The sequence below is a fragment of the Alistipes senegalensis JC50 genome (genome assembly GCF_025145645.1).
Classification (GTDB): Bacteria; Bacteroidota; Bacteroidia; order Bacteroidales; family Rikenellaceae; genus Alistipes; species Alistipes senegalensis.
Map to the genome: position 1 here is coordinate 3,012,427 of NZ_CP102252.1, position 15,050 is coordinate 3,027,476.

At 51.3% G+C, this 15,050-nt stretch carries 13 protein-coding genes; 11 read left to right on the top strand and 2 right to left on the bottom strand.

The annotated features are described in order from the left end of the window. Positions 1 to 29: 29 nt before the first annotated feature. The 11 genes from NQ519_RS12130 to NQ519_RS12180 all read left to right on the top strand — a co-directional run bounded on the left by NQ519_RS12130 (position 30) and on the right by NQ519_RS12180 (position 12,852). Positions 30 to 1,361 (top strand): DUF3575 domain-containing protein, encoded by a 1,332-nt coding sequence (locus tag NQ519_RS12130; protein WP_019150889.1) that lies wholly within the window; start codon positions 30 to 32, stop codon positions 1,359 to 1,361. After that, positions 1,358 to 2,338: a DUF5119 domain-containing protein gene (locus tag NQ519_RS12135; protein ID WP_147513185.1), complete on the top strand. Its 981-nt coding sequence runs from the start codon at positions 1,358 to 1,360 to the stop codon at positions 2,336 to 2,338. The genes NQ519_RS12130 and NQ519_RS12135 overlap by 4 nt, the downstream gene beginning before the upstream one ends. Before the next feature lie 40 nt (positions 2,339 to 2,378). Continuing rightward, on the top strand, positions 2,379 to 3,557 hold the full coding sequence (locus NQ519_RS12140) for a fimbrillin family protein (protein ID WP_026076557.1): 1,179 nt from the start codon (positions 2,379 to 2,381) through the stop codon (positions 3,555 to 3,557). An 87-nt stretch (positions 3,558 to 3,644) separates the two neighbouring features. After that, the gene (locus NQ519_RS12145; RefSeq protein ID WP_019150886.1) at positions 3,645 to 4,763 is read left to right on the top strand and encodes a fimbrillin family protein; all 1,119 of its coding nucleotides are present in this window, start codon (positions 3,645 to 3,647) and stop codon (positions 4,761 to 4,763) included. Positions 4,764 to 4,919: 156 nt separating this feature from the next. After that, on the top strand, positions 4,920 to 6,017 hold the full coding sequence (locus NQ519_RS12150; protein ID WP_044118633.1) for a fimbrillin family protein: 1,098 nt from the start codon (positions 4,920 to 4,922) through the stop codon (positions 6,015 to 6,017). Between the two features lie 39 nt (positions 6,018 to 6,056). Continuing rightward, positions 6,057 to 8,036, top strand: a complete 1,980-nt coding sequence (locus NQ519_RS12155) for a fimbrillin family protein (RefSeq protein ID WP_019150884.1) — start codon at positions 6,057 to 6,059, stop codon at positions 8,034 to 8,036. A gap of 52 nt (positions 8,037 to 8,088) precedes the next feature. Then, positions 8,089 to 10,593 carry a fimbrillin family protein gene (locus tag NQ519_RS12160; protein WP_019150883.1) on the top strand — a complete coding sequence of 835 codons (2,505 nt, stop codon included), beginning with the start codon at positions 8,089 to 8,091 and terminating at the stop codon, positions 10,591 to 10,593. A gap of 163 nt (positions 10,594 to 10,756) precedes the next feature. Further along, the gene (locus NQ519_RS12165) at positions 10,757 to 11,038 is read left to right on the top strand and encodes a hypothetical protein (protein ID WP_019150882.1); all 282 of its coding nucleotides are present in this window, start codon (positions 10,757 to 10,759) and stop codon (positions 11,036 to 11,038) included. Then, entirely contained in the window at positions 11,031 to 11,906 is an 876-nt protein-coding gene (locus NQ519_RS12170) for an RteC domain-containing protein (protein WP_019150881.1), read from the top strand. The genes NQ519_RS12165 and NQ519_RS12170 overlap by 8 nt, the downstream gene beginning before the upstream one ends. A 51-nt stretch (positions 11,907 to 11,957) precedes the next feature. After that, positions 11,958 to 12,404, top strand: coding sequence for a PepSY-like domain-containing protein (locus tag NQ519_RS12175; RefSeq protein WP_044118631.1), 447 nt, complete (start codon positions 11,958 to 11,960; stop codon positions 12,402 to 12,404). 31 nt (positions 12,405 to 12,435) lie between these two features. Beyond that, positions 12,436 to 12,852 carry a hypothetical protein gene (locus NQ519_RS12180; RefSeq protein ID WP_019150879.1) on the top strand — a complete coding sequence of 139 codons (417 nt, stop codon included), beginning with the start codon at positions 12,436 to 12,438 and terminating at the stop codon, positions 12,850 to 12,852. Between the two features lie 349 nt (positions 12,853 to 13,201). Here the strand turns inward: NQ519_RS12180 and NQ519_RS12185 are convergent, their stop codons facing one another. Next, positions 13,202 to 14,416 (bottom strand): AAA family ATPase, encoded by a 1,215-nt coding sequence (locus NQ519_RS12185; protein WP_083871029.1) that lies wholly within the window; start codon positions 14,414 to 14,416, stop codon positions 13,202 to 13,204. Beyond that, a complete protein-coding gene (locus tag NQ519_RS12190; RefSeq protein WP_175576948.1) occupies positions 14,406 to 15,044 on the bottom strand; it encodes a hypothetical protein in 639 nt (212 codons plus the stop codon). The genes NQ519_RS12185 and NQ519_RS12190 overlap by 11 nt, the downstream gene beginning before the upstream one ends. Between the last annotated feature and the right edge of the window lie 6 nt (positions 15,045 to 15,050).

The following is a 15,050-nucleotide window of genomic DNA, read 5'->3' on the forward strand; positions in this document are numbered from 1 at the left end:
ACGAGAACTAAAATTTAAAAAGAAACGATATGAAAAAAAGATTCATTCCGTCCCTGTTGCTGGCGGCCTTGCTTGCCGGGAACGCCCAAGCGGAAATCGTGTCGGACAGCCTCCGCACCACGGTGTACTACCGCACCGCGAGCGCACGGCTGGAGCTGCCGTACATGGACAACGCCCGCCACCTGTCGGCGCTGGGGGACAGCATCCGCGCTTCGGGAGCCGACCCTGCGGCTGTGCTCAGGCGTATCCGTATCCAGTCGTCGGCTTCGCCCGAGGGGAACAACAAGTTTAATAAGGAGCTCGCCAGAAAACGCGGCGAGGAACTACGCGACTATCTGAAAGGGAACCTCTCGCTTCCCGACAGCATCTTCACGCTCCAGCCTCTTGGCGAGGCCTGGGACGAGCTGGCAGAGAAACTCGCCCGCACCGACGTTCCTTGGCGCGACAAGGCGCTGGCCATCATCCGCGACACGCCCGAATGGGTGGTTCGCGAGGGCAAGGTGGTCGATGGTCGTAAACGCCAGCTGATGAACCTTTCCGGCGGACGCGCGTGGCAATATATGATGGAGAACCTCTTCGATAGCTTACGCAGCGGTGCACTCGTGGTGTGCGAGATGGAACGCATCGAGCGCGTGAAGCCCAAACCCGAATCGGCACAGGCCGAATTGAAGCCGGCACCCGAACAGGCAGTCGACAATGTGATGAACCCCGATGACACGGTGGACACCGCCGGGAAGGAGCTTGAAACGACCGCCACGCTTTATAACAAGGAGGACGAGACGATTCCGCAGGATAACACGAACGAAGAAATGGAAAAGAGACCTTTTTATATGGCGGTCAAAACGAACCTGCTCTATGATGCAGCCCTTGTTCCGAACGTGGGACTGGAGGTCTATCTCGGTGGTGGCTGGAGCGTCGGCGGCGACTGGATGTACGCATGGTGGAGCAAGGATTCAAAGCACCGCTATTGGCGCATCTACGGCGGTGAGTTGGAAGTGCGCAAGTACTTCGGAAGTAAGGCGGCCGAGAAGCCTTTGCAAGGACATCATGTGGGCGTGTACGCGCAGGGGCTGACCTACGACTTCGAAACGGGCGGCAAGGGCTACCTGAGCGATTTTAACTACGGTTTCGGATTGGAATACGGCTACTCGCTGCCCGTTGCCAAGAGGCTTAATATCGACTTCAGTATCGGTGTCGGTTACAGCGGTGGCAAGTACAAAGTATATGAGCCGGAGGACGGTTGCTATGTATACAAGGAAACGAAGAGACGCCACTGGTTCGGCCCGACGAAGGCGGAAATCTCGCTCGTCTGGTTGTTGGGTCGCGGCAACGAGAACAGCAAGAAAGGAGGTACGAAATGATACATATACGGATATACAAGGAACTGCACAAGGCAATCGCAGGATGTCTGGCGGTAATGCTGTTGCCCCTGCTCACGGCCTGTGAGCACAAGGATCTGTGTTACGACCATCCGCACTCGGCGAGCGTGGAGGTGGTGTTCGACTGGACGGAAGCTCCCGACGCCCACCCTGCCACGATGAGCCTTTACCTCTATCCGGAGGACGGTTCCGAGCCGATGCGTTACGAGTTCACCAAGCGTGAGGGCGGTACCATCGTCGTTCCGGAGGGTATGTACGATGCCCTTTGCGTAAACAGCGACAAGGAGACGCACCGCATAGTTGACAAGGAACGTATGGAGACATTTCAAGTGACAACGGGGAACACCCGTTCACTGCGTGGGACACTGGCCACGAGGTCGGAAACGGCACCGAAGGCACGCGGCGCGGAAGAGGAGCGCAGCGTGATGGAACCCGAGGCCCTCTGGAGCGACCATGCCGAGCGGTTGGACATCGGTCCTGCGAGCGGCGTGAAGCGGATCGTCCTGACCCCGAAGCCACGGGTGAACACTTGTACGGTGGAGGTCAGAAACGTGGAGAACCTGCGTCACGTGAGTGCACTCAGCGCATCCGTGACGGGTATGGCGGGCGGCTGGCTGGCAGGAATCGACGAGTTGACAACCGAGAAAGTGACCATCCCGTTCGAGGTACACGCCAATGAGGAGAAGACGCAGTTGTCGGGCAACCTGACCTTCTTCGGCCATTGTCCGAAAGAAACCGGCACGCACAAGCTGATGATCTATGCGCTGATGTCGGACGGCAGCACCTATTATTTCGAGGCGGACGTGACCGACCAGTTGCATGATCCGGCACAGGACCCGACGCACATCGTCATCGTGGTCGACAAGCTGCCGCTTCCGAAACCTGTGTCTGGCGGCGGAGGCTTGCAGCCTACCGTAAAGGACTGGGAGGAAGTGCACATCAGCCTGCCGATGAGCTAAGCAGAGAACAAGTGGAACAGAAAAGTAAAAATACAAGTATATGAACAAATCGATTTATATATGTGCGGCTGCCGCGATGATGCTGGCTTCATGCTCCAACGACGAGGTCGTGGAACAGGCGCAGGAGAATGCCATCAGCTTCCGCAGCATGATGGGTGCGAATACCCGTGGCGTGGTGGCTGACGTTAGTAATTTGAATACCCTCTGCGTGACGGCCTATCAAGGAACAAATCTGCACTTTGACAATGTCATATTCCAAAAGGACGGTACGGGCTTCTTCAACTCTGCCAAGCCCTATTATTGGCCGGAAACCGGCGAATTGACTTTCACCGTACTTTCAGGCAACTGGAGCGGTACCCGTGATTTCACCGGCTCTACAGAGCAATGGATGAGAAATGTCACCATCAACGATGATATTGTCAAGCAGGAAGACATGACCTATGTCAGCAATGTGGCAGGCACGAAAGCCGCCAACGGAAAAGTGGGCGTACCGCTGGAGATGAAGCACGCGCTTGTACAAGTTCAGCTCAATGCAAAGAATACCAATCCCAACTATGTGTACAAGGTGAAAGGATTCCGTCTCAACAATGTAGTAAGTAATGGCGACTTTGACTTCAAGAATGAACAATGGAATACTAATGGCAATGGCAACATAAAGCATAAGACACTTGAAGTTACCTACGACACTCCCATAGACTTGGCGGCGGATGCCAAATCTATCATGGGCACGGCTGGCAACGCCATGGTGATACCGTGTACTTCGTCGCAGTGGATCGTAGGCGGGGGCTCTTTTGAAGTTCCGCTTTCTGCCGATGCTCAACCACAGGCCAGTACAATAGAGGGAGCATTCTTCTCGGTCTTGGTAAATATCCAGATGAAGTTGGGAGCGACTGTTTATCCCGACAAGGTTGGAGGCTATGCGTGGGTTGCCATACCGGTGAACTATCAATGGGCACAGCAACATGGCAAGAAGTTTACCTATACGCTCGACTTCAGCAACGGTGCCGGACGTGTTGACCCTGTAGATCCGGGCACGGACTGGGATGCAAGCAAAGACCCTGCCAAGACGCAACCCGTCTTGGGCGGCCTGATACGCTTCGGCGTGACGGTCAGCGAGTGGGGCACCGACGACAAGGACGTGGACCTGAAAGACCCTGAAAAGTTCGATGTCACGGTGGACGGTTGGACGGACGACAAGAAGGACGCTCCCCTGAAATGAATCTGAAAAGTTATACAAAAGGTTATCAATCAATTATTTTTTTAATTATTCATTTTTTTAATTATTCATTTTTTTAATTTTTCAATTATGAACAAAATGATTTATTTATGCGCAGCGGCCGCATTGGCGCTGGCATCATGCTCGAACGACGAGACTGTGGAAATGGCACAGCAGAAAGGCATCAGTTTCCGTGCCGTAACAGGACTGAATACACGTGCTTCCGAAGTGACAACGGACAATCTGAGTGCCATCAAGGTTACAGCCTTTTGGAATGAGAACAAGAACAAGTACGACGGTTTTGATACTGAAGTTGATTATGTAAAGGAGGGCGGTGTATTTAATTCAGCCGATTCAAAATTCTGGCCGCAAGATGCAAACGAAGTATTGAGCTTCACCGCCTTCTCTACCAACTGGACGGGAACGAAAACCATCACGGACAAGGATAACATCAACGTGGGTGGTGTAGCGATTAACGCCGATGTGGACAAGCAGGCCGACATGGTATACGTTACAGGCATGACCGGAACCAAGGCTGCCAACGAAACTGCCGGTGTCGCATTGGAATTGGAACACGCCCTTTCCCAGATCCAAATCTCTGCAAAGAGTGACAATACGGTCTACACATACCAAGTGAAAGGTATCCGTATTTCAAACGTTGACGGAGAGGCCGACTTCAATGTCGTAAATGGTACGTGGAGCAACAACGCTACAAACGACCAGATTTACACTGTGGAGTATACTATTCCGGTAACTTTGAATGGTACTGCCCAAAGCATCATGGAACAAAAGCAGGATAATGGCGTTAACTACAGTGACAATGCCATGCTGATCCCGCAGGAAGCTACCACGGCTTGGGATGTTGAAAACGACAAGCAAAATGCCAACAAGGGTACATACATCTCCGTACTGTTGAGAATCACTAAGACGGCTGATAACAGTAACGTTTTCCCTGCTGAAGGTGCTGACACTTACGGTTGGGCTGCCGTTCCCGCTTCATTCACTTGGAAGAAGGGCAACAAGTATGTCTATACTTTGGACTTCACCAACGGTGCGGGACGTGTTGACCCTGTAACTCCGGGACCGGATGTTAAGCCGCAACCGGACGGAAAAGACCCGGACAAGGGAGACAAGATCTTGGGTGACCCGATCAAGTTCACCGTTACTGTTACTCCTTGGAATCCCCAAGAGAACAACATCGACATGTAATCCGACATTCGTATAATCAAAAATCAATAACCAAACCGCACTTCCGCCCGGTGGCTGTCCGCACACTCAGCCAAGGCAGGAAGTGCGCCCTTAGGCCGGACGGGGTTGAATGTCCCTTTCCGGTCACACGAAAAGACAAGCTAAAAAAGAAGAACTATGGCAAATAAAGCGATTCATGTATTGGCGGCAGCGGCCTTGATCCTTGCCTCGTGCTCCAACGACGACACGGTACAGGTAGCTTCGGGGAAAGGCATCCGCTTCCGCATGGCGGTGGGCATGAACACCCGTGCCCTCTCCGCCGACCTCGCCGGGCTGAAAGCCACCGGCTTCAGCGTGTCGGCGTTCGCCACGGCCGGCAACGAGGAGAAGTACGGGTTCCGGAACTTGCTGTTCACGCACGAGGCGGGGACGGAGAACGACTGGACGTCCGACCCTTTGAAGTATTGGCCGGACGACGGCAGCGAGCTGCGCTTCGTGGCCGCCTGTCCCGCGGCCGCGGACTGGGGAGGCACCTACGAGGGTGACAAGCCCGGCGAGCTGAAAGTGACCGGCTTCAGTCCGGAAGCGGACATCGCCGGACAAAAAGACCTGCTGGCAGGTTACGCCTCGGGTGACAGGAACAATGCCGCCAAGACGGAGATAGAGCTGCGCCACGTGCTCACGCAGGTGGAGGTACGTGCCAAGAGTTCTAACAATACCTACCGCTACGACGTGAAGGCGGTACGCATCGGTTCCGTCCGCTCCACAGGCGACTATACGTTCCCTTCAGCGGTAAATACCGACGGCAGCTGGACGCTGAAAGAGGGCAGCTACGCTTCCTATACCACTGAGGACTTAAAAGAGCCTGTACGCCTTACGGCGGATGCCACATCGCTCATGGGCGACGGCGGCACGGCGATGCTCCTTCCGCAGCAGCTCACGGCGTGGGACGCGAAAGACGACAAGGAGAACACAAAGAATGGTTCCTATATCGCCCTGCTGTTGAAGATCACCACCGATGCGGGCAGGCAGGTCTATCCATCCGCTGATGATGAATACGGCTGGGCGGCAGTGCCCATCGGAGGCCACGCGGAGAGCAAGAAGAACCACTGGCAGCCGGGCGACAAGTTCGTCTACACGCTCGACTTGACGGGCGGTGCAGGGGTAACGCCCCCGGACAGCCCCGATCCCGGTGAGCCGATACTGGGACAGCCCATCCACTTCACGGTGACGGTGAATAACTGGGTGATTCGCCATCAGGACGTGAACCTGTAAGACAGAAAACGAATTACGAATAATAAACGAATGACAGATATGAACTACAAGAACAAACTGATGGGCTTGTCGCTCATCCTATTGGCGATGTTCTCCGCCTGTACGGACGATGTGGAGAACGGAGGCCGTGACTCGGGCACGGGCGACCACCGCATCACCTTTGCCGTGGGCACGGCAGCCCCTGATGCCCGGACAAGGGCGGACGGCAGCCACTCTGGTGCCACCGAATCATACGAAACCAGCTCCGTGGAGATGCAGGGCAAACTGGATGGGAAAACCGTCTACCTGACTGCCGAAGTCTCCGACGCTTTCCCGGGTGACGACCAACCCTTGACACGGGGTACGCAGGTGACAGGGGGCGCACAGGTGGATGAATTTAGCGTGTCGGCTGCTATTTTAGATGCTAACGTTTTTGAACCCGAGACGTTGGATGTGATGTACAACGTGAAGGTGACGAAAGACAACGCCTCTTCCACATGGACTACCGGAACGCCGTATTACTGGCCTACCGGCAAGAAGCTGACTTTTTTCGCTTGGTATCCCTACAACTCGAAGAACCTGACCATCCCGAAAGACAACAATGTCAAGGATACGAAGCTGTTCTACGAGATACCCGAACAGGTAGCCGACCAAGAGGACTTCATGATGGCCAACAGCTATGACGTGAGCGAGACATCAAGCGTGCCGATTTGGTTCAGGCACATGCTCACGGCAGTGAAGTTCAAGACGAGCAACAATATCCCTGCCTGCACCGTCAAGTCCATTGCCCTGAAAGGAGTGAAATACAGAGGCTATCATAACTGGCAAGCACACGGCAGCAGTATACTTCCTTGGGATTTGGATGCTGACACCAGAGACTTCACCTTGAACTTTCCCGAAGGAAAGAAGGTAGCCGAGAATACCGAGACCGAACTCACGGGAGAGGGCGAGACTTTCTTCATGATGCCGCAGACATTTGGAGATGACAGCGAAGCCCGTTTGGAGATGACGCTGGAGATGAATGGCGTGGAGCAGACCATCGGTGCCAAACTGAAGGATCTTGCCAATGCTTATGGTTCGTCAGTTTGGAATCTGACAACAACGGTTACATATAATATCTCGCTCGACCAGAATGTCGAGTTGGAATTGAACAAGGATGTCTTCGTGGCTTCGGGTGCCGACGCTGTGATTTATGTGAAGAGCAACTGTGACTGGGAGTGTACACTGAGCGACCCGAACGGCATCACCGGCAGCGCCGCACCGGCCTTGTGCAAGCCGACGCTGAAAGGTAGCACCAGCGGAGTGCAGTCGGACAGTTTCGATAATGAAAACGCGAAACTCACCCTTGAAACCATCCAACCGACCGACACTGAGACGCGCAAGGGCAAGGTGAAGCTCACGTTTACGTTCCCTTCCAAACCGGGAAAGACGGTAGAGAAAGAGGTGACGCTGACTTCCAGTCTGATGGTGGAATATCCGACAGGAAGTGACATCTGGTACAAACTGTCCCAAGGGTCTATGAGTTGCCACGACTTGATGACCACCGATACGCCCACCTTGCCCGATAATGCCGACTTTGCCACGGCCATAGCCAAGGTGGTAGGTGCCGATGTGACATATAGCCGCGAACTGGTAGCGACAAGAACTGGAGGAACTTCTTATGATGGCGATCCGGCCGTCTTCACTTACTTCGGTATCCGCAGAGCCAAAGCTGACGGTTCGACCATCGTGGTGAACCTTTCCAGAATCACCTTGGAGAACTATGGCGATTCAACTTTCGATGAAAAGAACTTCATGACTTGGGGTGGAACTTACTATCCAGTAGGTAGCACATGGACGGTGACCAAAGACAACTATAATGTGAAGACTCACGTAGACGACATGGGTACGGATTTGTCTGTTTGGCAAAGCACTGCCATGGGTAACTGGGGATATGACCAAGCGTATGACTATAGTAGTTCTACTTTCCGCTATCCCGGTTACTACACCATCAAGAATAACAAGTTCGGCTACTACTCCATTGAAAAGGTCTCAAATTGAGAAACAGGCAAGGCAAGATCAATAACAGTTTGAACAATAAAAAAGACAAGATATGAACTACAGGAATAAACTAATGAACCTTTCTCTCATCGCGCTGGCAGTATTCTCCGCCTGTTCGGACGAGGTGGAGAACGGTACTCACCCGGGAAAGGGAGACCAGCGTTTGAGCTTCGCCGTAAGCATGGGAGGCACGAACGCATGGAAACCGACAGCCGGCACCCGTGCGGCTTCCGGTTTAGGGGAGAGCACGTACGAGCTGAAACCCATTGAGATGGAAGGCAAGGTGAACGGGAAGACCGTCTACCTTACCGCAGAAGTGACGGACGGATTTCCCGGCGACAACCGTCCGATGACGCGCGGCACGCAAATCTCCGAGACCAACAAGACGGATATGGAGACCTTTGCCTTATCGGCCTATACCGATGCCACCGGCACGCCCGACTTCATGTACAACGAGACGGTCACCTTGAATAAGGACGAAGGCCGTTGGTATCCCACGGGGACATACTACTGGCCCGCCAAGAAGCAGTTGAGCTTCTACGCATGGTACCCCAGTGCGGCGGACGGCATGACGCTCACCGACAATACCCATCCGGGCGCCCCCGTGATGACCTATATCGTGCCCGACGACGTGAAGAAGCAACAGGACGTGATGAGTGCCGTAGTCATCGGAAAGGATAATCCGACGCTGGCAGACGGTTTCGCCACCACCGACCTGACGTTCAACCACGCCCTCTCGGCGGTGAAGTTCGTGGCAGGGGATGACCTGCCCAACTGCGTGGTGAAGTCCATCAAGCTGGATGGCGTGCGCTACAAAGGTACTTACACGTTAGGAACGGACGCATGGACATTGACTGATGACACGCAAGCCTTTACCCTGCGTTTAAACAAAGTGGTGACAGGAAACGGTGGAGCCATTACGGAGGATGGCAAAGGCGAGACCCTCTTCATGATGCCGCAGACATTGTCCGATGACGTGAAGATAGAGGTGGTGCTGAATGACGGAACTGCCGACTTTACGGTGGGCGCATCCATTGGAGGCACGAAATGGGAAATGGGCAAGACCTATACCTACCACATCTCGTACAATTTTGTGTCGCTGATTACCACCAACGACCAGTTCATCGCCTACACGGACGAAACCCTGACGGATCAGGTGGCTTTCTTCTTGAGTGCATCCGCAACTACTGCCGGGACTACGGGTACGATTATAGCCCCGACTGGATTAACCGTTACACCTACCACTTTTGCAAGCGGTGCGTCTAACATCCCTGTGAAGGTCACTTGGCCAAAAGACTTGGGGAATTATATAAGTATGGAGATTCAGTTCGCAGGCAAGAAAAAACAAATCAGATTGTCCCGTCAGACACCCACTGAAGGGGATGCCCATTGGCTCTATTCCTTGCCCGAGACGACCAGCCAGCACTTGGAAAATGACATCATCGGCTTGCAGAACGCATCGGAATCGGACTGGATAGCCATGACCTCGTCTCCTACGTACACGAAGGACAATTATTCGCAGGTCATTTATGACAACTCCTCAAAGGGCGACATTTACCTGCAGACGTTGAGCATCCCGTCGGCGAACCGCTTCGCCTCGTTGCTTGCCACCAAAGAGGACTTTGACCAAAATGTGATGTACTGCGTGGAGCAGAAAGCCTTTACCGCCGATTTCGGCTTCAAGGGCTGCGAACGAAATATTTCCCGCGAATCGGAGAAATGGAACATCGTGCTGAACGGCGGACATTTCAAGGACAACGTCACAAACATGAAAGCCAGAGTGGTAATCTCCTCCGATGTATCTGATGAGCTGATCAACGATCAGGGACGTGATCTTACTTATGGCGAACCGGTGTCTATTGTCGTAAACAAAACTACATCTATGGCTGTGTCCGCCACTCCTTACGTGAAGAAGCGTTGGGACAACCTGCAAAACAATACGGCCAATAACGGCACACGCAAGGTAAACGTGCAGGTGAAGAACGACGGCATGGACGAGTGGTACGATTGCGGACCTGACGGATTGATGAGTGATAGGTTCACGTGGGGAAATAATTTTGCAATAGGATATAACCAATACCACGGAAAAGGTAATAATTGGAATAATGGTGCACTTCCAATAGTCCGGGATTATTATGAAGTGCATCAGAAACACCCGATGTTTGGCTTGCACAGATGGTCTATAATGAGGGACAACGGTGATGCAAATATAATGGGGAACGCCCTATATATGATATTCTGCAGTGCCAGACAGTGGAACGGATGGAATAATGGAAGCATCTACCGCAATAGTACGTCTGGGGGATGGTCATACATTGCATGCAATCAGGCAAACAGCATTACTGATCCTGAAAATCCCAATTACAATGATGTCTATAATGGCGGCCGATTCATCACCATTGGCGTAAATGGTCGTAACTGGAGATGGTCATCTTGGCAAAACTATCCGGGACCTCTTACAGTATGGATTCCGGTAGTATACACTGACTCCCATTGCGGATTGAACGCACGCCCTACAGACGGCACTCCCATTCCCGGAACATCGGTTAACGAATAGTGGCAAATCGCTTTAATAACCAACAAGATTATATATACACTTTAATTACATCAAGACTCTCCCCAGCACAGCGGGAGGGATTATGTATAATAACCCTAACAACTTGCCGCCCTTGTGAAAGACCGGCAAGTCTCCCTTTATTTCAATAAAACAGAATACGAATATGGAAACAAAGATACTTGAAACGGAAAAAGGCAACAAGGATACTGTCTATCTTCACTGGAGCGGAACGGACGAGACTTGGAACGCCTACGGCAAATCGGCGGAGAACGCCCTGCGTATGAACCCGGAACTCCGCACGCTGACGGACGAAGTGAATTTGGACGGCACGCAGGTGACACACCTGAAAGTGACCACCGAACAGTTCGAGCGGTACGGCCTTGCCGACTACTGCGTGGCGGTGGACGACGAGAGATTGAAACTGAAGATACCCGTGCATGGCTGAACGAACGGACATGAAGGACTTCGCCGCAAGGCTTGAGGAAGAGGCGGAAAAGAAGGTGGAGAAGATAGAGGCCGGAGACCTGAACATGATCAAGAAATCATTCGAAGCCTCGTTGGTGCTCGCGGACGCTTTCCTGCAACTGAAAGCCTTCATCGCGGACTATACTTTCCGTGACGAGGCAGAGGAAATCGAGTTCTTCAAGACGGTCAAACCCCGAATCTGCCACCGGCTCATCTACTACCGCAAGATATACAACATCGAGATGAACCGTCCCGTAGGCAACGAGTCACAGCGGAGCTACCTGATAGACGAGATACGGGGCATCAACCGTTACAACGAGAAACGTTCGGACTTCGTGCGTTACTACCGCTCCGGGCTGACCCACTTGGACGCACTCTATTACCTGAGGGGTAACCTTGACACGGCACTCTACTTGGAGTCGTTCCATCACGAGCGTGATCCGTCATTCTCGACCAACTGTGACTTCATGGCGGCACGGCTTCTCGCCAACGAGCGGCTGATCCGCTACCTGACGAAAGAATTAGAGGCGTTCGAACTGCGGCAAGCCGAAGAATCGTTGCTGAAGGTGCGCCTGACGTGGAAAGCGACGAAGACGGAACTGACCGAACTGCTATTTGCATTGGACAGTCGCAAGGCATTCGGGGATGTCCCGTTGACAAGGCTGTCGGAGTATGTGCAGAGGGCATTCAACATCGAGTTGGACAAGAACCTGTCCCGGACATTCGGCGACCTGCGCATCCGCAATCGGCAGACGCCTTTCCTTGACAGCCTGAAGGCCGCACTGCTCAGGCGGATGAACCGCCCGCTGAACAACCGCCCCGGAGGGCGGAACAAAAAGACGCTTTGAGAAGGATAAGAATTGAATAATAACAAACAGAAACCTAAATAGAAAAGGACAATGAAACAGGTATTTGTCAAACCTCTGTTGCTGCTGCTCGTGATACTGGCAGGGGCATCCTGCGACAAGGACGAGAAGGAAATCGGCTACGACGCGCTGCCCCAAAAGGCGCGGCAGTTCATCGCGCAGTATTTCCCCGGTGCGGAATGCACCCGTGCGGTGCGTGACAAGGACGGCGGCACGACCGAATATGAGGCATGGCTCTCGGACGGAGCGGAACTGGAGTTCGACGAACAGGGCGAGTGGACGAGCGTGGACTGCAAGTTCTCCGCGCTGCCGGACGGCATCCTGCCGGAATCCATCGCGACGGACATCACCGCCCGTTACCCCGATGCCGTACCTTACAAGGTGGAGAAACAACCGGGCGGTTACGAGATAGACATCCCCGGCTGGGAACTGTACTACAACTATCAAGGCACGTTCATCCGCACCGAGAGAGACCTGTAAAACTGCATGAAACACCAATAACTAAAGAGCTATGATCATCTATGACAGCAAAATCGCCCGTCTGCTCCAAGGCCGGCTGAATCCCTACGATTACGTGACCCTCCCGATCATTACCTTGACCGCCCTCCCCTACGGAGAGAAAGGAATTTGGGAGGAAATGGAGATGAGCATCCACCGCCGGCAATACACGGAATGCTTCCTTGCGTCACTGCTGCCGTCCCTGCTTCTGGGCTGGCAGGTGTGTTGGGCACTTGCTATCCTGCCACTGTTCACATATTACATCCTCTATTGGGCGGAACGTCAGGCTGTCGGCCATTCGGCATTTGACTACGAGGCAGAAAAGGAAAGCGAGGAAGTAAGCTACTTTGTAGTGAGAAAACGCTTTGCATGGAGCAAATGGTATTGGAAAAAGAAGCTGCCGGCCATCGACCGGAGCTGGTTCTGCTAAAGGAACAGGGCTGGCTCCTATACAGCTACTACAAGCGTGGGCTGCTGTCTGTTTAAGTTGTGTTCGGGCATCCTGGGGCCTTCTTTATGATTAAACGAGATGCAGCCAACGCTTCCTTTCATCACATTCCTCTATTGGGCGGAAAAGGAAAGCGTGGAGATAAAAAAGGAAAAAGTGCAATTCAGACATATATACGAAGAGTTACGATGAAGAAAACGGAATGCGTCCTTGTGAAAGGTCGCCAGATGTCCGCCGAAGGGCAGCAATGCCCGTAGGACACAGTTTTTTGATTTTTAGGAAAGTTCAATCCCCAAAAGGGATTGGATTTATTAAGTGGGAAACCACTTTTTTACATGAGAAAACAAGACCCGCACTTGTGAAAGCCCGGAGCTTGTACTTTAGCATGGCAGCCTGCCAGCTTTACCCCGGCAGGCTTGTCAGTTAAAATTTTCAAGTCAATGTCTATTTGATCAAAAAAGCCTTGCGGTGGCCGTTTGATGCAGCCTGTTGGGGTTATCTCCAAATGATGGCTTATAGCCGTATGTTCATGCTCGTCTCGTTCAAAATAATATATGGATAATAAATGTGATGGAATCCAACCTTTATTTACAGCAACCAAACTGCCGTTTATGATATGGTCACTGTGAGATTCGATGATTATTTGCACTCCATTTTTTACAGCTTTGGCTATCAGTTCCATCAAAACCGCTTGTCCTTTGGGGTGTATATGTGCCTCCGGGTTCTCGATGATGATCAATGCTCCTTTGGAGGCACTCAACACGGCAATTAGGATAGGAAGCACATAGGTGATGCCAAATCCTGTATTTAATGCGCTGACCTCTTCGGTTATCGTATTTTCTTCTCTGTTGAATTTGTATTTGAGCCTGAAGTCTTCTCCACTCTGTTCGATATTGATTTTTATGTTAGGTGATATTTTTCTCATCCAACGTTCAACCTGTACGGACAGCCTGTAGTCTTTTGTCACTTCTCCGTCAGCTTCTATGCCTAACTTTGTCAGTGGAATTTGCTCGTTTTTGTATTGTTCCAAGTAGTGGATTGCATATTCGCATTGTCCCATGATTTTGGAGATTTGTTTTTTTGTAACGACCAATGACGTATCTCTGTTATAACTTTTCTGGGGACCAAAACGGAATGCACTTAAGTATTGGAATTTATCATTGAATAGAGAGTATGCGGACAAGGTATTTTTATCGACAACATTGTTCTTATCACCCAAGAGAAAGGTATCAAGTATATCATCCGGATAGTTGAACGTATAGTTTAAATGAGGCTGATCATCAAAATTCATCTCCAAACGGAGACTATGTTCCTTTGAGGATTGACAGGCCAATTCTCCCGAAATACCCAAATCACACAAGTCGCCTTTCAGATTCAGCCCTGATTCGAGGTCATTCATAAAGAAAGACTGCCGTAACAGCAAAAGCGATTGTATGATGGATGATTTTCCCATTCCGTTCATACCGGTAAAAATAGTCAAACCACCCACTTCTATTTTAGTATGATCATGCAATTTGAAATTGCTTATTTCCAGTTTATTTATCATCTGATTTTTCTATTATTTGGTTTATAAGATTTCTGACCTGTTCAAACCTTAATTCCACATTGTATTTTTGTCCGGTACCTGTTGATATAGAATTGATGAATTTACTGTTGTTGAACAAGTCCATCATTCCTTTTCTGAAGTCTTTTGCATAAGCAGACAGTTGGTCTCTTTGCGCATCGGACAGCCATGCTATATTTACGCTGACCGTATCGTATACAGACTTTGATATGGGTTTTCGTTTATGGTTTTCATCATTTCTCTTGCGAAAAGTGTCTTCTTTAAAGATGTTGTAACAGCAAACCATCGATCGGTCAAACGCTTTTTTTATTTGTTGTCTTTGCTGCTCTGTCATTTTATTCAGTTCGCCCATTTTATCATTCAGGAACAAGTCCAATTCTCCGGTGTAATCTTTGTAACCAATATAGAACGCAACAAAACGATTGACAAAATCCCTATCTTCCATTCGTTTAGATTTTATTGAGTAATTGGTAGCTCTTTTAAAAGAATCCAACTCTGCCAATTCTTTTATAAACGAGGCTGCTACACCTTGATTTAAGGCATGTCGCATTTCCTGTGGTTTGAGAGGTTCTCCCGCTGTATTTACTCGTTGGAAGATAATGTATTTCACATCGTT